The sequence below is a fragment of the Serratia sp. Z4 genome, assembly GCF_009900725.1.
Classification (GTDB): domain Bacteria; phylum Pseudomonadota; class Gammaproteobacteria; order Enterobacterales; family Enterobacteriaceae; genus Serratia; species Serratia nematodiphila.
The window spans coordinates 1,355,425-1,375,866 of sequence record NZ_JAAABD010000001.1 but is presented as its reverse complement, the minus strand read 5'-3'; the positions used below and the strand labels follow the sequence as shown (position 1 = coordinate 1,375,866).

At 58.4% G+C, this 20,442-nt stretch carries 21 protein-coding genes and 1 other annotated feature; of the genes, 1 reads left to right on the top strand and 20 read right to left on the bottom strand.

The window, feature by feature from the left end; genetic code table 11:
* Nucleotides 1-26 precede the first annotated feature (26 nt).
* From GT753_RS06835 to GT753_RS06765, 15 genes are all read right to left on the bottom strand, one after another.
* A complete protein-coding gene (locus GT753_RS06835) occupies nt 27-1,469 on the bottom strand; it encodes a protein adenylyltransferase SelO (RefSeq protein ID WP_160125418.1) in 1,443 nt (480 codons plus the stop codon).
* 244 nt (nt 1,470-1,713) lie between these two features.
* Complete coding sequence (locus GT753_RS06830) at nt 1,714-2,445, bottom strand: EAL domain-containing protein (protein WP_004931399.1); 732 nt, start codon at nt 2,443-2,445, stop codon at nt 1,714-1,716.
* Between the two features lie 510 nt (nt 2,446-2,955).
* Complete coding sequence (locus tag GT753_RS06825; RefSeq protein ID WP_075684729.1) at nt 2,956-3,969, bottom strand: lipoate--protein ligase A; 1,014 nt, start codon at nt 3,967-3,969, stop codon at nt 2,956-2,958.
* Between the two features lie 59 nt (nt 3,970-4,028).
* Nucleotides 4,029-4,493 (bottom strand): NlpC/P60 family protein, encoded by a 465-nt coding sequence (locus tag GT753_RS06820; RefSeq protein WP_016927954.1) that lies wholly within the window; start codon nt 4,491-4,493, stop codon nt 4,029-4,031.
* A gap of 176 nt (nt 4,494-4,669) precedes the next feature.
* Nucleotides 4,670-5,062, bottom strand: coding sequence for a 4-amino-4-deoxy-L-arabinose-phosphoundecaprenol flippase subunit ArnF (arnF, locus tag GT753_RS06815; protein ID WP_004931403.1), 393 nt, complete (start codon nt 5,060-5,062; stop codon nt 4,670-4,672).
* Complete coding sequence (arnE, locus tag GT753_RS06810; protein ID WP_004931404.1) at nt 5,059-5,403, bottom strand: 4-amino-4-deoxy-L-arabinose-phosphoundecaprenol flippase subunit ArnE; 345 nt, start codon at nt 5,401-5,403, stop codon at nt 5,059-5,061. Before arnE ends, arnF begins: the two co-directional genes overlap by 4 nt.
* Nucleotides 5,400-7,064, bottom strand: coding sequence for a lipid IV(A) 4-amino-4-deoxy-L-arabinosyltransferase (gene arnT, locus GT753_RS06805; protein WP_021505478.1), 1,665 nt, complete (start codon nt 7,062-7,064; stop codon nt 5,400-5,402). Before arnT ends, arnE begins: the two co-directional genes overlap by 4 nt.
* Nucleotides 7,061-7,966 (bottom strand): 4-deoxy-4-formamido-L-arabinose-phosphoundecaprenol deformylase, encoded by a 906-nt coding sequence (arnD, locus tag GT753_RS06800; RefSeq protein WP_160125417.1) that lies wholly within the window; start codon nt 7,964-7,966, stop codon nt 7,061-7,063. Before arnD ends, arnT begins: the two co-directional genes overlap by 4 nt.
* Nucleotides 7,963-9,945 carry a bifunctional UDP-4-amino-4-deoxy-L-arabinose formyltransferase/UDP-glucuronic acid oxidase ArnA gene (gene arnA, locus GT753_RS06795; protein WP_075684735.1) on the bottom strand — a complete coding sequence of 661 codons (1,983 nt, stop codon included), beginning with the start codon at nt 9,943-9,945 and terminating at the stop codon, nt 7,963-7,965. Before arnA ends, arnD begins: the two co-directional genes overlap by 4 nt.
* Complete coding sequence (gene arnC / locus GT753_RS06790; RefSeq protein WP_015377702.1) at nt 9,945-10,925, bottom strand: undecaprenyl-phosphate 4-deoxy-4-formamido-L-arabinose transferase; 981 nt, start codon at nt 10,923-10,925, stop codon at nt 9,945-9,947. Before arnC ends, arnA begins: the two co-directional genes overlap by 1 nt.
* Nucleotides 10,912-12,066 carry a UDP-4-amino-4-deoxy-L-arabinose aminotransferase gene (gene arnB, locus GT753_RS06785; protein ID WP_160125416.1) on the bottom strand — a complete coding sequence of 385 codons (1,155 nt, stop codon included), beginning with the start codon at nt 12,064-12,066 and terminating at the stop codon, nt 10,912-10,914. The genes arnC and arnB overlap by 14 nt, the downstream gene beginning before the upstream one ends.
* Before the next feature lie 396 nt (nt 12,067-12,462).
* On the bottom strand, nt 12,463-13,218 hold the full coding sequence (gene btuD / locus GT753_RS06780; RefSeq protein WP_021505482.1) for a vitamin B12 ABC transporter ATP-binding protein BtuD: 756 nt from the start codon (nt 13,216-13,218) through the stop codon (nt 12,463-12,465).
* 5 nt (nt 13,219-13,223) lie between these two features.
* Nucleotides 13,224-13,775, bottom strand: coding sequence for a glutathione peroxidase (locus GT753_RS06775; RefSeq protein ID WP_004931411.1), 552 nt, complete (start codon nt 13,773-13,775; stop codon nt 13,224-13,226).
* Between the two features lie 45 nt (nt 13,776-13,820).
* On the bottom strand, nt 13,821-14,828 hold the full coding sequence (btuC, locus tag GT753_RS06770; protein WP_004931412.1) for a vitamin B12 ABC transporter permease BtuC: 1,008 nt from the start codon (nt 14,826-14,828) through the stop codon (nt 13,821-13,823).
* A gap of 179 nt (nt 14,829-15,007) precedes the next feature.
* Nucleotides 15,008-15,424 carry a DUF2502 domain-containing protein gene (locus tag GT753_RS06765; RefSeq protein WP_015377699.1) on the bottom strand — a complete coding sequence of 139 codons (417 nt, stop codon included), beginning with the start codon at nt 15,422-15,424 and terminating at the stop codon, nt 15,008-15,010.
* Nucleotides 15,425-15,655: 231 nt separating this feature from the next.
* Between GT753_RS06765 and GT753_RS25915 the strand changes: the two genes are divergently transcribed.
* Complete coding sequence (locus tag GT753_RS25915; protein WP_015377698.1) at nt 15,656-15,787, top strand: hypothetical protein; 132 nt, start codon at nt 15,656-15,658, stop codon at nt 15,785-15,787.
* 189 nt (nt 15,788-15,976) lie between these two features.
* On the opposite strand, the gene ihfA is transcribed toward GT753_RS25915, so the two are convergent.
* The 5 genes from ihfA to rplT form a co-directional block, all read right to left on the bottom strand.
* A complete protein-coding gene (gene ihfA, locus GT753_RS06760; RefSeq protein WP_004931414.1) occupies nt 15,977-16,273 on the bottom strand; it encodes an integration host factor subunit alpha in 297 nt (98 codons plus the stop codon).
* A 4-nt stretch (nt 16,274-16,277) separates the two neighbouring features.
* Nucleotides 16,278-18,665, bottom strand: coding sequence for a phenylalanine--tRNA ligase subunit beta (pheT, locus tag GT753_RS06755; RefSeq protein WP_015377697.1), 2,388 nt, complete (start codon nt 18,663-18,665; stop codon nt 16,278-16,280).
* Between the two features lie 14 nt (nt 18,666-18,679).
* Nucleotides 18,680-19,663 carry a phenylalanine--tRNA ligase subunit alpha gene (gene pheS / locus GT753_RS06750; protein WP_004931416.1) on the bottom strand — a complete coding sequence of 328 codons (984 nt, stop codon included), beginning with the start codon at nt 19,661-19,663 and terminating at the stop codon, nt 18,680-18,682.
* A 186-nt stretch (nt 19,664-19,849) separates the two neighbouring features.
* Nucleotides 19,850-19,972, bottom strand: a sequence feature (Phe leader region).
* Nucleotides 19,924-19,968 carry a pheST operon leader peptide PheM gene (gene pheM, locus GT753_RS06745; RefSeq protein WP_121626058.1) on the bottom strand — a complete coding sequence of 15 codons (45 nt, stop codon included), beginning with the start codon at nt 19,966-19,968 and terminating at the stop codon, nt 19,924-19,926. It overlaps the preceding feature by 45 nt.
* Nucleotides 19,973-20,085: 113 nt before the next feature.
* Complete coding sequence (gene rplT, locus GT753_RS06740; protein WP_004931417.1) at nt 20,086-20,442, bottom strand: 50S ribosomal protein L20; 357 nt, start codon at nt 20,440-20,442, stop codon at nt 20,086-20,088.

The window sequence follows — 20,442 nt, the reverse complement described above, 5'->3', positions numbered from 1 at the left end:
GGCGCCATTAGGCGCCCTTTTTCATCTCAGCTGGAGCAGGAAATCTCCAGATGCTTGCCCCAGTCCGGCGGCAGCGCGGCGAGATCGTCATACTCCGGCGCCTCGTCGAACGGCCGCAACAGGGCCTGATGCAACCGCCGCAAACGGCCCACGTCGTCTTTCTCCGCATCCTCAATCGCCTGCTGCGCCAGATAGTTGCGCAGGATCAGGCGCGGGTTCACCGCCTTCATCGATCGTTGCCGATCCGCATCGCTCACCTGCTCCTGTTGCAAACGCTGACGATACTGCTGATACCAGGCGTCGAACGCCGCACGGTCGATAAACTCGTCGCGCAGCGGCGACTGCGCCTGCTGCTGTTCGGTCTCGCTCAACAGGCGGAACGTGCGGGTATAGTCCCGCCCTTCCTGCGCCATCAGGCTCAACAGGCCGGTGAGTACGTCGTTATCCTGCGCCGTCGGCGTGAAGAAGCCGAGTTTAGCGCGCATCTGTTCACCGTAAGCGCGCATCAGCGCCGGTTCATACGCCGCCAGCGCCTGCTGCAGCTGTTCAGTGGTCATTAGCCCAGACAAAGTTTGCGCCAGGCGATGCAGGTTCCACAGCGCCACCGCCGGCTGATTATCAAAGGCATAACGCCCCTGGTGGTCGGAATGGTTGCAGATATAGCCGGGCTGGTAGTCATCGAGGAAGCCGTAGGGGCCGTAATCGATGGTGATGCCGAGAATCGACATGTTGTCGGTGTTCATCACGCCGTGAGCGAAACCGACGGTTTGCCAATGAGCGATCAGGCGCGCCGTCCGTTCGACCACGTCGGTAAACCACAGCAGGTAACGATCGGCCTGATCCTGCAGCTGCGGCCAGTGACGGGCAATGACGAAATCCGCCAGCTGCCGCACCTGCTCCGGCTGTTTGCGGTAGTAAAAGTGTTCGAAGTGGCCGAAGCGCACATGGCTTTCCGCCACCCGCAGCAGCATCGCGCCGCGTTCCGGCTGCTCGCGATATACCGGTTGTTGACTGGTGACAATAGTTAACGCACGCGTGGTGGGGATCCCCAGATGGTGCAACGCCTCAGAGGCCAGAAACTCGCGGACAACCGAACGCAGCACCGCGCGGCCATCCCCCATGCGTGAATACGGCGTCAGCCCGGCGCCCTTCAGGTGCCAGTCGCGGTGGCTGCCGTCCGCCATGACCTGTTCGCCCAGCAAAATGCCGCGGCCATCGCCCAGTTGCCCGGCCCACACGCCGAACTGGTGGCCACTGTACACCTGCGCCAGCGGCTGCATGCCCGGCAGCAGCGTTTCTCCCGCCCAAATCGGGGTTTTATCCTGAGTAAACCAACTTTCATCCAGCCCCAGCTCGCGCGCCAGCGGCTCGCTATGGTACAGCAGGCGCGTATCCTTGAGCGGCGTCGGGTTCAGAGCGGTGTAGAAACCAGGTAACTGTTGGTAGTAAGCGTTATCGAACTGCGGCATAGGCCCTCCGTTTCAGCGTAGTGTAGAGCGTGAACGGGCGGATTAACACCGAAGGAATGCAGGGAGAACGCATCCGCCTGTCGCCAGAACGGATGCGGGAGGTTTCGCGTGAGGAAACGCGCTGAACGTCAGCTGACAAACGCGGTTATCAGCAAAACGTGGGGGAATAACGGCGACTGAATCACGCTAAACATCACCCCGTCGCTTATTTACCTCATTGTGTGTAGTTTTTTTGTATCACTTCTTAATTATTGAACTCGCTGGGCATCGTCAGCAAAGCTTGCAGATTATCCACACCAACGCTGGGCCATAAAAAACCTTGCAGGCCTAAAACACCGGCGTATCTGAGTTTATTAAAATACTCTTTTTTCTCTATTCCTCCGACGATCACGCCGTTACATAACAGGTTGATATTCTTTAACAACGAGTCAATGACCACGTCATACCCCTGATGGGTAAACAGCTGCCAGTAAAAACGTTTGTCTATCTTTACGTAGTCAAACAAACCATCATACAACGCGGTCAACGTGGCCTTACCGGAACCGAAATCATCGAGCCACAGCGTAAACATTTCGCTTAATCGCCGCACGCTCGGGTTGTTCTTACCGGCCGAAAGATTCGGAAAACTCTCACTCATTTCAAATGCAATAAAAGGATATTGCCCGATCCTTTGGCACAACGCCGAATCGGAAAGAATAAGCTCAACGATGGTTTCTTCGATATTGATGGTCAACTGTACGTTGTTATCGGTAAACCAAGCCGCATGCTGCTCCGCAAGTTTCAGTTGCTCATTAAATAACTCAATCCTTTGTTCAGGCGCCAATAAATTAATCCCAATTTCGGCCGGCATGGCTAAATCACCGTCGAGACTGTTGAAACGGCTCAACATTTCCACCGCCAACAGCCCGCCCTCCATTGAGTAAACAGGTTGAAAAACATAGCTACTAATAAAGTCAGCTTCGAGTTGGATGTTCATTTTAATGCCACAGGATGAATGGCTAGCGTATCATCGTATATCAATACATTTTATCGATCAATCCCTCTGGGATTAATCGGAAATATCAATGTAAATACCCATGAAATATCATTTAATTGATAGATTAAAGCTATACGACAATCGTAAAAGGCGCAAAGAAAAGCAGCCGGACTTATGCCAAGGTAGCCGCCAAACGCGTTATGCGAAAAGGTATTTGACTTAAGTTGAATGGATTTATGACTAAATTTGACTTATCTCCTTTGTTTTATTTAAGAAAAATCCTAAATAAAGTAAAATAATCTTTCCTTCTTAACGCCAATTTTCCCTGCCGTTAACGACGACTGATTAAATTTAATAACGCATCAATTCCGCCCGTTATTCGCGGCATTGAAAACGTAAAAAAATGCCCACCTTGATTTTCAGAAAATCTGCGCTACCACCATGCAAAACGTCGATTTCAGCGATAAAAAAAGGGATGAGCACGCTCATCCCTTCATCATCAGGCCTGCGCTAGCGGATCGTTTCGCTCAGCCATTGCCGCAGCTCGGTTAATTCGGCCGCCTGCTGAGGATAGTCCGCCATCAGCCGGTCACAGCAAGCGGCAACGGACTCGCTTCGATACGCACAGCCTACCAGCATCTCCGCCAACCGCTGCAGCGGGGCGGGATTCAGGCTGTCGGAGAATACCTGCGCGCGAACGATCGCCCCCTTCTCCACATCGAAGAACAGGTCTACGCCGCCCCAGACAAAACGCTCGTTGAGCAAGTGGCTGAACGCCGGCGCCTTGCCAAAATTCCATTCCCAACTGCTCTGTTTGGCGAACTGCGCGGCAAAATCGGGCAGATCGGGGAATACATCCGGCGAAATGATCTCCGGCTCGGCCGTTTCGCCATAGTGGGCGAAGAAGGCCTGCACGATAGCGTCGCATACCTGCTCATGGCTGATGCCCGGCAAAAACTCCGCCAGGTTGGCGACGCGCGAACGTACCGAAGTGATACCCTTGGCCTGCAGCTTTTTGGGATCCGGGTTAAGGTAGTCCGCCAGCCGTTCCAGATCGGCATTCAGCAGCAGCGTGCCATGGTGGAAACCGCGATCCTGCGTTTCTCGATAGGCCGAGCCGGATATTTTGCGCGGCCCGTCGGCGGTTTCCATCACCAGATCGTTGCGCCCCGACGCGCCGGCTGTGACGCCCAACTGCCGCAGCGCTTGCAGAATGATGTCGGTCGAGACGCTCTTGTCGTAGCCCGGTTTGCCGGCCATAAAGGTGAAGCAGGTATTGCCCAGATCGTGAAATACCGCCCCGCCGCCGCTGCTGCGCCGCGCCAACCGAATGCCGTCCTGCTCCATACGCCGGGTATTGCACTCTTTCCAGGGATTCTGCGACTGGCCAATCACCACCGTTTCGGCATTGCGCCACAGGAAGAGAATTTTTTGCGTGGTCATTTCGCGGAAGATGCACTCTTCCACCGCCAGGTTGAACCAGGGATCGTAGGAGTCGGAGATCAGTAAACGCAGGCTGTTCATGGCAGGCACCGTTCAAAACACGAGATGCCGCCATGATACACCAAATCAACGGGTTAAGGCTAAATGCGTCGCGCCTGCCAGTACACCCGCTTCCAGTAGACGTTATCGAGCGAGGAACGGATCACCCCGCGGCTGGTCGACGCGTGGATAAATTGGTCGTTGGTATCGTAAATGCCGACGTGCAGGCCGTTCTCTCCGCCGCCGGTTTTGAAAAACACCAGATCGCCCGGCATCAGCTCATCGCGTGAAACCTTGGTGCCCAGCGAGGTTTGCTCTTCGGTCGAACGCGGCAGTTGCATGTCGAAGCGATCGCGGAACGTGCGGTAAACAAACCCGGAGCAATCCACGCCGCCGCGATCCAGGCCGCCGTAACGGTATGGCGTGCCGTACCACTGGCGCAATTGTTCATTGAGCTGGGCTACCACCACGATAGAATCCGCCAGGCGGCCGCTGGGTGGCGGCGCATGGCTGCTGCAACCGGCGAGGATTAAACTGGCTAATAAAAACCACACACGCATCCGCATAATATCCCTTCATTGAACACGTTGCCGCATTATGCCATTCGGTACACCACTACACTGCCTGCGAGGCAAAGCCGGCACCACGTAAGGAGAGCGCTATTTCGCGTTAATTTATCTCCCGCACGGGGAAAAAGGCAAGCGCCATGAGGGAGATAATAGCAGGATCGCCGGTTTTGGCCCTATTGCGGCGATTTTGTCTCGGGTTTGCTGTTAATCAGCCAGACGCCGAACAGAATAAACAGCGTGCCCAACGTTTTCAGCAGCGTAGCGGATTCGTTAAACCACGGCAGGATCACCGCCGCCAGGTAAACCAACGCATAGCTGACGCTCAGCAGAGGATAAGCGCGGTTTAACGGCAGATGGCGCAGCGCAAAGAACCAACACAGCATCGACAGCGCATAACCGAAGATGCCACCGCCCACCGCCAGCAGCGGCAGCCAGTAGTCGCCGATCAGCGCCAACGAGACGTCGGCGAACGACATCAGCGGGATTTGCACCATGCCCCACTTCATCAGCAACTGCGCCAGCGTCACCAGCAACACGCTGGCGGCGCCCCAGGCATAGCCCCTCATGAATGCACGCTCATCAGCAGGATCCCCAGCATAATCGACGCCACGCCGCACCAGTGGCGAACGGTTGTCGGCTCATGAAACAGCCAGCGCGCCGCCAGCGTCACCATCACGAAGTTCAGGCTGAGCATCGGGTAAGCCAGGCTGAGCGGCAGGCGTTGCAGCACATTGAGCCACACCGCCATGCCCAGCCCCAACAGCAACACCGCCAGCGCCAACCAGCGCAGCGTCTGTTTCAGCCGCGCCTCGTCCGCCCGTTCCCAGCAGTGCGCCGCCTGTTTCTGGCACAGCTGCCCACCACAGGTGAGCAGACTGACCACTATCACCAACAGAAAACCGATCATGGTTGCTGTTTATACCACATCAGCACCAGACGGTTCATGCGATCCACCTTGTCTGCGGCCGGCAGCTCCTGCGGCAGCGCTTCATCACGGGACAGCTGCAACACCAGCGACACATTTCCCTGCTTGCGCGCCTGTGCCAGCCACTGCGGGAAGTCGGCATCGCTGATCAGGTGCCCCTTGGCGTCCGGATACTCCAGACCATAGGCCACCTCGCCTTTCTGGCTGTACATCAGCACGTCGCTGCGCTTCAGTTCCCAGGCCAGGCCGGCCGCCAATCCGACGCTGTCGCTCAACACATAGCGGCTGTCGCTCAGTTCGGCCATCGTGGCGCGGGCGAAGTTTTGCGGCAGTTTGGAATCGGTCACCTGTTGCGGGATGGCGTAACCGATCACCAGGCACAGCAGCACCGGGCAAGCCGCCGCCCAGCGCCATTGGCGGCCGTTATCGCGCGCAGAAACCAGTGCGAACAGCAGCCAGCCGCCGAAGGCGATCAGGCCGAGCACTACTTTCGGCCACTCCTGGGGAGTAAACAGATGCGCTTTCGGCAGCAGACCGGAGCTCAACACCACCAGCGCCACGATGCCGATCAGCCCGAACAGGCCGTTCAACCAGGCGTTGGCCTTGAACAGCCTGGCGCGCAGCGTGGCGGCATAGTCTTCCGCATAGGCGGTCATCAGCAGCGCCAGCGGCGCCATGCACGGCAGAATGTAGGTCGGCAGCTTGCCTTTGGCGATGCTGAAGAAGATCAGCGGCATCAGCGCCCAACTCAGCAGGAAGAACAGCTCCGGACGCTGTACGCGCTCGCGCCAACCTTTGAGCAGCGCGCCGGGCAGCAGCGCCAGCCAAGGCAGCACCGCCGCCAGCAGAACCGGCAGGTAATACCAGAACGGCGCCTTGTGCTGGGCGTTATCTTCGGCGAAGCGCTGAATGTGCTCGACCCAGAAGAAGTAATTCCAGAAATCGGGCTCACGTTGCGCGATCGCCAGCGCCCACGGCAGGCTGAGCAACGTGGCGGTAACGATCGCCACCGGGCCGTAGCACAGCAGATCCTTGATGCGACGTTGCTGAATGACAATCGGGATCACCGCGATCACCGGCACCGCCAGCGCCAGGAAGCCCTTGGTCATAAAGCCCATGCCGCAGGCCAGGCCCAGCAAGGCGTAAGCGCCCAGCTTGCCCTTGACCGAGGAGGCCTTCAGCGTCAGGTAATAGCTGACCATCGCCGCCGCCAGCCACAGCGAAATCATCGGATCCAACACGCTGTAAGTGCCGATGCTGAACACCAGCACCATCGACAGGAACATCAGCGCCGCCAGGCTGGCGCGCCGCGCATTGCGCCACATCAGCATCGCCAGCGCGAACACCAGCAGCGCGGTCATGCCGGTGCTGAACACCGAGCCGAAGCGCACCGCAAAGTTGTTTTCGCCGAACAGCCATTGGCTGATGTTATTGAACCAGTAACCCGCTACCGGCTTCTCGAAATAGCGCAGCCCCAGCAGGTGCGGCACCACCCAATCGCCGCGTTGCAGCATCTCACGGCTGATCTCGGCATAACGCGTTTCATCCGGCTGCCACAGCAGGCGACCGTTAAGCGGGATCAGATAGACCAGAGCAAAAAAAACGGCCAGCAGAATGGCCCAGGATCCTTTTAGCGCCTTCATGTAACGTCCTTCACATCGGTTTGACAGCCCAGCCAACCTTCGCGGCCGGGGAAAGGAGCGCGCTTGATGCGGCCCAACGGCAGTGACGCCAAATCTTGCGGTAACAGCGCGCTCAGCGGGCAGAATTCGATGCCCTGCTGCCGTGCGCGTTGCAATAACTGTTCGAACATCGCCGCTTGCGACATGCCTTCCACTTCGGTGTGAATGGTGTACACCGGTACGCCGCGATCGTTCTCGATGGCGCGCAGAATGTAGTCGTTGAAGTCGGCCATGCTGACTTCGCTGCCAATCACTTCATCGAAGGTCGGCAACGTCACCGGGATCTGCACCGTACCGTGACGCCCGTCGCTCAGCACCGGACGGAACGGATGAGTGCCGCGGCAATCGCTGTTGTAATGGAAGCCGAAGCGCTGCTTGACCTCCAGCACGCGCGTATCGGCGCGCCAGCCCGCCACGGCGGAGCATTTCACCGGCTGGCCGGTGCAGGCGCTCAGGGCGTCGACACCCAATTGCACCTGCTCGGTCAATTGCACCTCGCTCCACTTGCCGACCTTGGCCTGCCAGCCCTGGTGATCCCAGGCGTGCAGCCCGACTTCATGGCCGGCTTCGGCGGTGCGCTTCATCAGCGGCCCCAACGCGCGCGAAATATTGCGCCCCGGCCAGGCGGTGCCGGCCAGCAGAATATCCAGGCCGTACAGCGAGGCGGCGTTCGAACGCAGCATTTTCCACAGAAATTTCGGACGCAAAAGGCGCCAAAGATGGCGCCCCATGTTGTCCGGTCCCACGCTGAAGAAGAAGCTGGCCTGAATGTCGTACTTTTCGAACAGGTCCAGCAACTGCGGCACCCCTTCACGGGTGCCGCTGAAGGTATCTACATCAACCCGCAGACCGACTTTCTTCATGCACCGTTCCCTTCCTGAACGGTTGTGCGCAGGAAGTAGTCCAGCGTATCGGCGACGGTTTGCTTCATCTCGATGGTCGGCTGCCAACCCAGCAGGCGGTGAGCGTTTTTGATGCTCGGCGTGCGGTGCTCGACGTCCTGGTAACCTTTGCCGTAGTAGCTGCTGCTCTCTACGTCCTTGAAGCCGGCAAACGGCGGGAAGCGATCGCGCAACGGGTGGTTGTTGAAGCTTTCCAGCAGCATTTCCGCCAGCTCGCGAATGCTCGCTTCGTTGGTCGGGTTGCCGATGTTGACGATCTGGCCGTCGCACAGGCCGTCGCGGTTCTCGATGATGCGGAACAGCGCTTCGATGCCGTCGTTGATGTCGGTGAAGCAACGTTTCTGCGCGCCGCCGTCCATCAGTTTGATCGGCGAACCTTCCACCAGGTTGAGGATCAGTTGGGTGATGGCGCGGGAAGAGCCGATGCGCGCAGCGTCCAGGTTATCCAGGCGCGGCCCCATCCAGTTGAACGGACGGAACAGCGTGAACTTCAGGCCTTCTTTGGCGCCGTAAGCCCAGATCACCCGATCCAGCAGCTGTTTGGAGACCGAATAGATCCAGCGCTGCTTGTTGATTGGCCCGACGATCAGACGCGAATGGTCTTCGTCGAACTCTTTATCGTCGCACATGCCGTACACTTCAGATGTGGACGGGAAGATGATGCGCTTGTTGTATTTCACGCAGTCGCGAACGATCTTCAGGTTCTCTTCGAAGTCCAGCTCGAACACGCGCAGCGGGTTACGGGTGTATTCGATCGGCGTCGCGATCGCCACCAGCGGCAGCACCACGTCGCATTTTTTGATGTGATACTCGATCCACTCGGAGTGGATGCTGATGTCGCCTTCCACAAAGTGGAAACGCGGGTTGTCGAGGAAGCGGCTGATGGCGTCGGAACCGATATCCAGACCGTAGATGTCGTAGCGGTCATCGCGCAGCAGGCGCTCGGTCAGGTGGTTGCCGATGAAGCCGTTGACCCCGAGGATCAGCACGCGGGTGCGGCGTTTCATTACGGCATTTGGCTTGGCGGCCAAACGCACGTCGGTGACGATACCCATTTCCTGCGCCAGGCGGCTGCCCTGCACATACAGACCGCTGTCGTTCTGACCGGCGACGATCTCCAGCGCACCTTCGCCACAGGCGATGACCAGCGGCGAGGTGCTCAGCACGGTGCCCGGCTGTTTATCGTGTTGGGTGTCCAGCACGCGAGAGCGCCAGACGATCAGCTTGCGCTGACCGAGGTAGCTGAAGGCACCCGGGTACGGCTCGGTGACGGCGCGCACCAGGTTGTTGATCTCTTTGGCGGATTTGTGCCACAGGATCTCACCGTCCGCCGGGGTGCGGCGACCGAAGTAGCTGGCCTGAGACTCATCCTGCCGGGTGAAGGTGGCGGTGCCGTTCTTCAGCTTCGGCAGCTGCTCTTTCAACACGATCTGCGCGGCTTCCAGCACTTTTTTGTGCAGCGTCAGCGCGGTGTCGCTGTCGGCAATGGTCACTTTCTGCTGACCGACGATGTCACCGGCGTCCGGGCGTTTCACCATTTTGTGCAGCGTGGCGCCGGTTTCGGTTTCGCCATTCACCAGCGCCCAGTTCACCGGCGCGCGGCCGCGGTAACGCGGCAGCAACGAGCCGTGCAGGTTGAAACCGCCCTGCGGCGCCAGCGACAAGATCTCGTCGCTCAGCATGTGGCGGTAATAGAACGAGAAGATCACGTCCGGCTGCAGTGCGCGAATGCGGTCAACCCACAGCGGGTGATTTACGTCTTCCGGCGCATAGACCGGCAGATCCAATTCGGCGCCCAAACGGGCCACAGAGGAGAAGAAGTTGTTCTCACCAGGGTCGTCGGTGTGCGTGAACACGGCCTGCACGTCATAACCCGCCTCAGTCAGCGCTTTCAGACCTGCGCAGCCAATATCATGGTAAGCAAATACAATAGCTTTCATCATTCTTCTTCCTGAGTATTGTGGTCATGCTGTGCACCGACCACTTTCTGAACAAAATAGCGAGGACGCGCACGCACGTCGGTATAGATACGGCCGATGTATTCACCCAACAGCCCCATGCCGACAAACTGGGCGCCGATAAAGGTGAACAGGACGGCGAAAAGGGTGAACACGCCGCCGGCGGCCCATTCAGGGCCGAGCAGCAGACGCAGCGCAATCAGCACCAGCGCCAGCACAAACCCGGACAGCGCCACGATGCTGCCGACCACGCTGAGCAAACGCAGCGGCGTAGTGGTGAGGCAGGTGATCAGGTCATACATCAGGTTGATCAGCTTCATCAGGCTGTACTTGGAGTCGCCAAACTCGCGCTCAGCGTGGCGCACGTCGATCTCGGTGGTACGGCGGGCGAAGGTGTTCGCCAGAATCGGGATAAAGGTGCTGCGCTCATGACAGTGCAGCATCGCCTCAACGATATGACGACGGTAGGCGCGCAGCATGCAGCCGTAGTCCCCCATCGACTTGCCGGTGGCGCGTTGAATCATCATGTTGATCACGCGCGAGGCACTTTTGCGGAACCAGGAGTCCTGACGGTTGGCGCGCACGGTGCCCACCACGTCATAGCCCTCTTCCGCCACGCTAACCAAACGAGGGATCTCCTCCGGCGGGTTCTGCAGATCGGCGTCCAGCGTAATCACCAGATCGCCGGTCACCTGGTTGAAACCGGCCATGATCGCCGAGTGTTGGCCGTAGTTGCGGTTCAGCAAAACGGCGATCACGTGGCTGTCCGGCTTTTCCGCCGCCGCGGTCAGCATGTCAGCGGAGTTGTCGCTGCTGCCATCGTCGACGAGGATGATTTCATAAGGTTGAGATAACTGCTTACAGGCGGCAGTAGTACGCTCCAGCAACGCCGGCAGGCTTTCCTGCTCGTTGTATACCGGAATGACTACCGACACTTTTTTAATCGGTTCAACGCGAGACACGTAAAGACTCCACAACAGAAGACAAGGCATTGACCACGCGATCCACGTCGGCGTCGGTCATGTCAGGGAATAGCGGTAAGGTGCACAGCCGCGCCGAGTTCCATTCGGTATTCGGCAACGACAGCTGCGGATAGCGCTCACGGTAGAATTTCTGGGTGTGCGCGGCACGGAAATGCAGCCCGGTGCCGATGCCAACCTCTTTCAGGCGCTCCATCAGTTGGTCGCGATCGAGGCCGCAGCGCTCGGGATCGACGCGCACCATAAACAGGTGCCAGGCGTGGTCATGCGGATAATCCGGCACGCCCAACGGCTGGAACGGCGAGCCTTCCAACGCGCTCAGGTAGCGCTGTGCCAGCGCCTTACGCCGTGCGTTCAGCTCAGCGAAGCGCGACAGCTGCACCACGGCGATCGCCGCGTGAATGTCGGACAGGTTGTATTTGTAACCCGGCTCCACCACTTCGGCCTGCGGTTTGCGTCCTAGCTGCTGGCGATCGAAGGCATCGACGGCCAGGCCGTGGAACTTCAGGCAACGCAGGCGATCCGCCAGCGCATCGTCGTCGGTGGCGATCAGGCCGCCTTCGGCGCAGGTCACGTTCTTAATCGCGTGGAACGAGAAAATCGCCGTGCCGCGCGCGCCGACCCATTCGCCGTTGTAACGCGTGCCGACCGCATGGGCGGCGTCTTCGATTAACGGCAGACGATGGCGTTCGGCCACGGCGCGCAAAGCGTCCATCTGCAGGGGGGCGCCGGCATAATGCACTGGAACAATCGCTTTGGTTTTCGGGGTGATGGCAGCCTCGACATCGGCAGCGCTGACCATCAAGGTCTCACGGTCAACGTCGATCATTACCGGCGTAGCGCCCAGCAGTTCGATCATGTTGAGGGTGGAAACCCAGGTTTGCGAAGGGGTGATGACTTCGTCGCCGGGCCCGATGCCCAGCGCCATCAGCGTGATGTGCATGCCCGCGGTGGCGGAACTGACGGCGATGGCGTGCTTACAGCCGAAAGTGGAACAGAAGTCATTTTCCAGTTGCTGGTTTTGCGGCCCGGTGGTGATCCAGCCGGAACGCAACACTTTCTCTACCGCGGCGATTTCTTCGTCGCCGATGGCCGGACGAGAGAAAGGCAAAAATTGATCCATAGTTAACCCCAAACGTATCGAGCTGCTTTTGATGACACTGTAAATCCCTTTCGTTTAACGAATATTAAACGCCAGAGAAGAATCGTTTCCGTGGATTAACTGCCAATGTAAGGCCGCAAGCTTAACTAAACCTTAAGACGAGGCTTGTCATCAGTAAGAGAACTGATGGATAGGCGCTGTCATCATTAATTTAAATTTATTATGTAAATCAGGTAATTATATTTATTAATAATTATTTACTTATTTTATTTTTGCCGAATCAAGCGTAGCACGTCATTGGCGTTTTTCAAGAAAACTCACGAGAAAATGAGAGGCAGCACAATAATAGCCGATGATTACCCGGCTATTTATATTCACTACGTTTAGTTTTCGTTTATATTTATACCCCAGGGCGAATTAAGCCGTGCGGGTCATGATCCAACGCTGGTTCCCCACCCATTGCAGGTGGAAATCCACTTCATAGATCTGCGACAACAGTGCGGGCGCCATCACCTCACGGGTGATGCCCTGCGCGACCAACTGCCCAGCGTGCAACAACCAAACCCGATCGGCCTGCTGCAGGGTATGATTCAGATCGTGTGCGCACACCAGCGCGCTGCGCCCACTTTGGCAGAATTCGCGCAGCAGGCGATCCAGCGCGACCTTTTGCGCCACATCCAGGCTATTGGTTGGTTCATCCAGCAACAACAATCGGCTGTGCGGGTTAACGCTGGGCCACACCTGCAGCAATACCGCCGCCAGCCGCACCCGTTGCCATTCTCCACCTGAAAGCTGTGTCAGCATGCGTGACAGTTTATCCACCAGCTTCAACCGCTGGCACAGATAGAGGATGGTGTGTTCCACCTCGGTTTGCGCCGCGCCGGCAGGCCGGTGCAACGCCAAATACTGAAACACCGGCATCAGCGACACCGGCGGCTGTTGCTGGCTGAGATAACCGCGTCGACGCGCCAGCTCGCTCCCCGGATAATCGGAGAGCGCGCGTCCGTCCAGGCAGACTTCGCCCCGCCCCGGCAGCATACCCGCCACCCGCGCCAGCAGGGTACTCTTCCCTGCGCCATTTGGGCCGATCAGGTGAACCTGCAACCCGCCGTCAATCTGTGCCGAAAAAGGCGCCAGGCGCCCCGCCACCCCAACCTCAACGAGTTGCAGCATCCGTATTACCCTGCCAGCGCCTGTTTCACCGCCGCCACCAGCGCCGGATCCTCAGGTGTGGTGTCAGGCGAGAAGCGCTGGATCACCGTGCCGTCGCGCGCGATAAGGAATTTCTCAAAGTTCCACAGAATATCGCCGGGATGCTTCGGCGCACGCCCTTTGCTGGTCATCCGCGCCAGGAACTCGCTGCCTTCCGGCGCGACGGCCTCCGGCTGTGCGGCAATCAACGCTTGGTACAGCGGATGACGGTGTTCGCCGTTCACCTCAATCTTGGCAAACATTGGGAATTGCACGCCGAAGGTGCCGCGGCAAAACGCCAGGATCTCTTCGTTGCTGCCCGGCTCCTGGCCCAGGAATTCATTGGACGGGAACCCCAGCACTTCCAGCCCCCGCTCGCGATAGGTTTCGTACAGCGCTTCCAGCCCTTCGTACTGCTTGGTCAGGCCGCACTCCGAGGCCACGTTGACCACCAGCAGCACCTTGCCCTGATAGGCACCCAGCGTGGTCGTCTGATTTTCGATGGTTTGTAACGGCAGGTTGTCGATTGGCTTGCTCATCGGTTGTCATCCTTTGGTTTTTTAATGGCAGGTGAATGAAGAAAACTACCTTACGCCTTTTGTCCGGGTCAGTAACCAGATAAATAGCGGCGCCCCCAGCGTGGCTGTCACCACGCCGATCGGCAGCTCGGCCGCCAGCAGCGCAACGCGGGCGATCACATCGGCCACCAGCAACACCCCGGCCCCCGCCAGCGCGCAGGCCGGCAGCAGATAGCGCTGGTCTGTCAGGCCGGTGAGCCGCAAAATATGCGGGATCACCAGCCCAACGAAGCCGATCACCCCGGCGAGCGCCACGCTGACGCCAACCAGCCAGCCGATCGCCAGCACCAGCAGGTTACGCCACACATGCAGCGACAGCCCGAGCTGGCGCGCCTGCACCTCGCCCAGCGCCATCAGGTTGAGCGCTCGGCCCTGGCCACACAGCCACAGCAACACCGGCAGCAGCGCCAGCACCAGCCACTTTTGGCGCCAGTCGACGCCGCCGAAACCGCCCATCATCCAGTACATCAGCTGCCGCAGATCGAGGCTGGTGCTGAAATAGACCGCCCAGGTCATCAGCGCGCTGCACACGATGCCCAGCGCCACGCCGACCAGCAACAGCCGTGCATTGGTCAGACGTCGCCGGCGAGCGAAGCCCAGCAGCAAGAAGGTCATCGCCAACGCACCGGCTATCGCGGCGGCGCTCATCAGCGCCACCGGCAACAAACCGTGCCCCAACAACACCGTCAGCACCAGCGCTACGCCGGCGCCGTTAGCGACGCCCAGCAGACCGGGCTCCGCCAGAGGATTTTCAAACAGCGCCTGCATCACCGCGCCCGCCACCGCCAGGGCGGCGCCGACCAGCATCACCGCCAGCGCGCGCGGCAAACGCAGTTGCCAAACAAACAGTTGCGCTCGATCGCTGAACCACGCTGACGGCCATATCCATTGGTCGCCGGCGCAAAGGCTGACCAGCAACGCCACCGCCACGCCCAGCGCCAACAGACTGAGCTGGCGTTTATCGCGGTAGCGTTGATGTTGCAACAGTAAGGTGAAGGTACGGCTGGTTGGCATGGCGCGGCGGTTCCCTGCCGGCCGCTGTCGTGGCCGGATAATTGACGTTTGAGTCGAATATTAGGGGGTTAACGCCGCAAGGGGAAGTCTTGCGTGGATAGTGGCTCAGGAAAGCAGCGGCTGGCCTTGCCCGTCATCGCAACAATGATGGCAAAACCAGCCGCCGATAAACTCAGGGATTAACGATGCGGGCCGGCGTTGCCCGGTGGATAAGGTTGGCCGCGGCCACCATCGCGGCGGTCATGGTCACCGCGATCGTCATGACGGCGGTCGTGGTCGCCACTATCGCGATCGCCGTGGAATGGATTGCCGCTGCGTTCCGGCCCACGATGCTCATAGCCACGCGGCGGCGAAGGTTGCCAGCGTCCGCCGTCCCAGTACATACCGCGCGCATTGCGCTCACCCAGGCCGCGGCCCTGGTGCGCATGCCACCACTGCGGTGGACGCCAGTCGTAGCCATCCCAGTAGTAGCCGCGACGGTCCTGATCCCCCAGATGCAGAGAAACGCCCGGCACGTTGATATCGACGGAGACATCGGCCTTCGCCGCCAGCGGCAGCAACAGCGGGAAACACACCAGCAACAGGATCTTTTTCATTTCACCTTCTCACTCTATTTTCTTGCTGCAGTGGTTATATCAGCGTGCTTATTTAACGACTATCTCACCGATGCCTATTTTCAGATTGTTTTCGACGGCCTTACACAATCCCTACACTGTTTGCCGCCACCTTTAATTATCATAACCACTGACAAGATTTAACGAATAACTGACGTCTCTCAAGCGGCGCGGCAATTATAGTTAAATGGATTTCCACCGGAGGATTATAAGATGATTAAACGTATCGGTATGCTGCTGACCGTTGTAGCCCTGGCCTCAACCCTGAGCGCCTGCTGCTGGGGCCCGCACGGGGGCGGTGGCCACCGCGGCGACGGCCCTGGCCATTATTACGGCCGTTATTGAAACAACAAATATGGCCACTCACCACACAAAATAAGATATAAGAATACTCCGTAATTGAGATTAAATAAATTTTCGCCGAGGTGATTTAATGAATAATTTTAATTCATGCATTGCCCATTAGGAATAAACTGAATTTTGTCTCAGAAAAGAAAAAGGCCGCGCAAGCGGCCTTTTTTGATGTCACGTCACTCACCCTTTCGGGCTGGCGTTTTCTACCCGGCTTTTCAGCTTCTGTCCCGGACGGAAGGTCACCACACGGCGCGCCGTAATCGGAATGTCTTCGCCGGTCTTCGGGTTACGCCCCGGACGTTGGTTCTTGTCACGCAGATCAAAGTTGCCAAAACCCGACAGTTTTACCTGTTCGCCATTCTCAAGAGCCCGACGGACCTCTTCAAAGAACAGTTCCACCAGGTCTTTGGCGTCCCGTTTGCTAAGCCCAAGCTTCTCAAACAGGTGTTCTGACATTTCAGCTTTAGTAAGCGCCATAGGTTCAATCCCTCAAGGATGCTTGGAATCGCTGTTTTAGAGCCTCTACGCATTTTGCAACGGTAGCGGCTATCTCCTCTTCTTCCAGTGTACGAGCGGTATCCTGCAATACCAGACTGATAGCCAGGCTCTTGTCACCTTCTGCCACGCCCTTGCCACGGTACACGTCAAACAAGTTTACGCCAACTACCTGATTTGCGCCAACTTTCTTACACTCGGCCAAAATATCTTCTGCGGGGACGTTTTCAGCCACCACAATGGCGATATCACGGCGGTTTGCCGGGAAGCGCGAAATCTCCCGCGCCTGAGGCACGGCGCGGCTCGCAAGCTTGTTCCACTCCAGTTCAAACACCACGGTGCGGCCGTTAAGATCCAGTTTACGTTCAAGTTCCGGGTGAACCACACCGATGAAACCTACGCGTTCGCCGTGCAAATAAATCGCCGCACTTTGCCCTGGATGCAGGGCCGGATTGGCTTCCGCCCGGAACTGAATTTCGGATAATTTACCGGTCAGCTCGAGGACGGACTCCAGATCCCCTTTTAAATCATAGAAGTCGACGGGCTTGCGCGCCAGATCCCAATGTTCATCGTGCGTATGGCCGGCGATCACGCCCGCCAGCATGACATCCTGACGGATACCCAGATCTGCCGCACTATCAGGCACAAAGCGCAGGCCGCTTTCGAACAGGCGCAGACGCGTCTGCTGGCGGTTCTGGTTATACACCACCGCAGACAGCAGGCCGGTCCACAGCGACAGGCGCATCGCCGACATTTCTACCGAAATCGGGCTTGGCAGGATCAGCGCTTCTTCATTCGGGTGCAGCAGCGCCTGCACCTTCGGATCGACGAAGCTGTAGGTGATCGCTTCCTGATAACCGTGATCGACCAGCATGGTCTTCACGCGCTTCAGCGTCAGATCGGCTTCGCGATGCTGGGTCATCACCAGATCGGCGCGCACCGGCACATCCGGGATGTTGTCGTAGCCGTAAACGCGCGCCACTTCTTCCACCAGATCCTCTTCGATCTCCATATCGAAACGCCAGCTTGGCGCGACCGCTTGCCAGCTGTCGCCCTGCTCGGTCACCTGGCAACCCAGGCGGCGCAGAATGTCACTGACCTGCTCGCTTGGCACCACGTGGCCGATCAGGCGATCCAGTTTCTCGCGGCGCAGCGTGATGGTGGCGCGCTTCGGCAGTTCGTTCTCGTGGGTCACGTCGATAATCGGGCCTGCCTGACCGCCGCAAATATCGAGCAGCAGGCGCGTGGCGCGTTCCATCGCTTTGTACTGCAGCGCCGGATCGACACCGCGCTCATAGCGGTGAGAAGCGTCGGTGTGCAGGCCGTGACGACGCGCGCGGCCGGTGATCGACAGCGGGCTGAAGAAGGCGCATTCCAGCAGCACGTCCTGAGTTTCCCCGTTGACGCCGGAATGCTCGCCACCGAAGATGCCGCCCATCGCCAACGCTTTTTGATGATCGGCGATCACTAAGGTGTCGGCGTTCAGTTTGGCTTCACTGCCGTCCAGCAGCCTCAGCGTTTCGCCTTCTTCCGCCATGCGCACCACGATGCCGCCGTCGATGCGGCTCAGATCGAAAGCGTGCATCGGCTGGCCAAGCTCCAGCAGCACATAGTTGGTGACGTCAACCACCGCATCGATGGAGCGGATACCGCAGCGACGCAGTTTTTCACGCATCCACAGCGGGCTTGGCGCCTTGACGTCGATGCCTTTCACCACGCGGCCCAGATAGCGCGGGCACGCCTGCGGCGCGTCAACACGGATCGGCAGCGTGGCGTCAATCGCAGCGGCCACCGGGCTCATGTCTGGCTCGGTCAGCGCCACCTGGTTCAGTACGCCCACGTCGCGCGCGACGCCGATGATACCCAGGCAGTCGGCGCGGTTCGGGGTAACGCTGATCTCGATGGTGTTGTCGTTCAGTTTCAGGTAGTCACGGATGTCGGTGCCGATCGGCGCATCCAGCGGCAACTCGATGATGCCGTCATGATCGTCGGAAATGCCCAGCTCGGAGAACGAGCACAGCATGCCTTCCGAAGGCTCGCCGCGCAGCTTGGCGGCTTTGATTTTGAAATCGCCCGGCAGCACCGCGCCCACGGTGGCGACCGCCACTTTCAGGCCGGTACGGCAGTTCGGCGCGCCGCAAACGATGTCGAGCAAGCGGTCGCCGCCAACGTTGACCTTGGTGACGCGCAGTTTGTCGGCGTTCGGGTGCTGACCGCACTCGACCACTTCACCCACCACAACGCCGTTAAACGCGCCGGCAACCGGATCCACGCCGTCCACTTCCAGGCCGGCCATGGTGATTTGATCGGATAATGCTTCGCTGCTGATGGCCGGGTTTACCCACTCGCGCAACCAGAGTTCACTGAATTTCATGTGATATTCCCGCCTTACTTAAACTGTTTGAGGAAACGCAGATCGTTTTCGAAGAATGCGCGCAGGTCGGTGACGCCGTAACGCAGCATCGTCAGGCGCTCCATGCCCATGCCGAAGGCGAAGCCGGAGTAAACTTCCGGATCGATGCCGACGTTGCGCAGCACGTTCGGATGCACCATGCCGCAGCCCAGCACTTCCAGCCACTTGCCGTTCTTGCCCATCACGTCCACTTCAGCGGACGGCTCGGTGAATGGGAAGTAGGACGGACGGAAACGAACCTGCAGGTCTTCTTCAAAGAAGTTGTTCAGGAAATCGTGCAGCGTGCCCTTCAGGTTGGTGAAACTGATGTCTTTATCGACGATCAGCCCTTCCATCTGGTGGAACATCGGGGTGTGAGTCTGATCGTAGTCGTTACGGTAAACGCGGCCCGGCGCAATGATACGGATCGGCGGCTGTTGGTTCTTCATGGTGCGGATCTGCACGCCGGAAGTCTGGGTGCGCAGCAGGCGTGTGGCGTCGAACCAGAAGGTATCGTGGTCGGCGCGCGCCGGGTGATGCCCTGGAATGTTCAGCGCGTCGAAGTTATGGTAATCGTCTTCAATCTCCGGGCCGGTGGCAACGGAAAAGCCCAACTCGCCGAAGAAGGTTTCGATACGGTCGATGGTGCGGGTCACCGGATGCAGGCCGCCGTTCTCCATGCGACGGCCCGGCAGGGAAACGTCGATGGTTTCAGCCGCCAGGCGCGCGTTCAGCGCTGCGCTTTCCAGCGCGTTCTTACGCGCGTTCAGGGCGTCCTGTACTTCTTGCTTGGCCTGGTTGATCACCGCGCCGGCCGCCGGACGGTCTTCCGCCGGTACGTCACGCAGAGACTGCATCTGCAAGGTGAAATGACCTTTCTTGCCAAAATATTCGACGCGCACCAAATCTAACGCGGCAACATCCTGGGCATCTTCTACGGCTGCCTTGGCATTGGCAACCAGCTCTGCGAGATGTGGCATTGCTTTCCTCTTCCTCTGGCCGGGATGGCCCTAAGTAATTGTTATCTATATTCGAACACGCCTTTGACCATTATTCAAAGACTTTTCAATACGTTGCCGGCCGGCCGGCTCGCCTGCGCGGCACAGGGCCGACTGAGTGTCTGCCACCCTCGCCGCAGCAATGTGCAAGGCAAGGCGATGGCCAAAAACAAAAAAGCCTCCACGAGGGAGGCTTAGGCGCTACTTTTCGTTTCTTTTCTTACGCGCAAAGCCTCCTGAAATCAGGCGCTAAAGTAAAAAAAGAAACGAAAAATAGCTGCGTGCATGATTGCGGTACCTTGTCGCTAATTGTCCACCAGTGATATAGCGGCGGGCAATAAAAGTCAATATTTGTCGCTGAAAACAAAGATTAAAAGAGGGAGCAAGCTCCCTCTTCTACTGACTTACGCCAGAGCTGCTTTCGCTTTCTCAACCAGTGCGCCGAAGGCCACTTTGTCGAAGACTGCGATGTCAGCCAGGATCTTACGGTCAATTTCGATCGAGGCTTTTTTCAGGCCGTTGATGAACTTGCTGTAAGACAGACCGTTCTGACGAGCAGCTGCGTTGATACGTGCAATCCACAGCTGACGGAACTGACGCTTACGTTGACGACGGTCACGGTAAGCATACTGACCTGCTTTGATTACTGCCTGGAAGGCAACACGATATACGCGCGAACGGGCACCGTAGTAGCCTTTCGCCTGCTTCATGATTTTCTTGTGACGTGCGCGTGCAATTACACCACGTTTTACGCGAGCCAT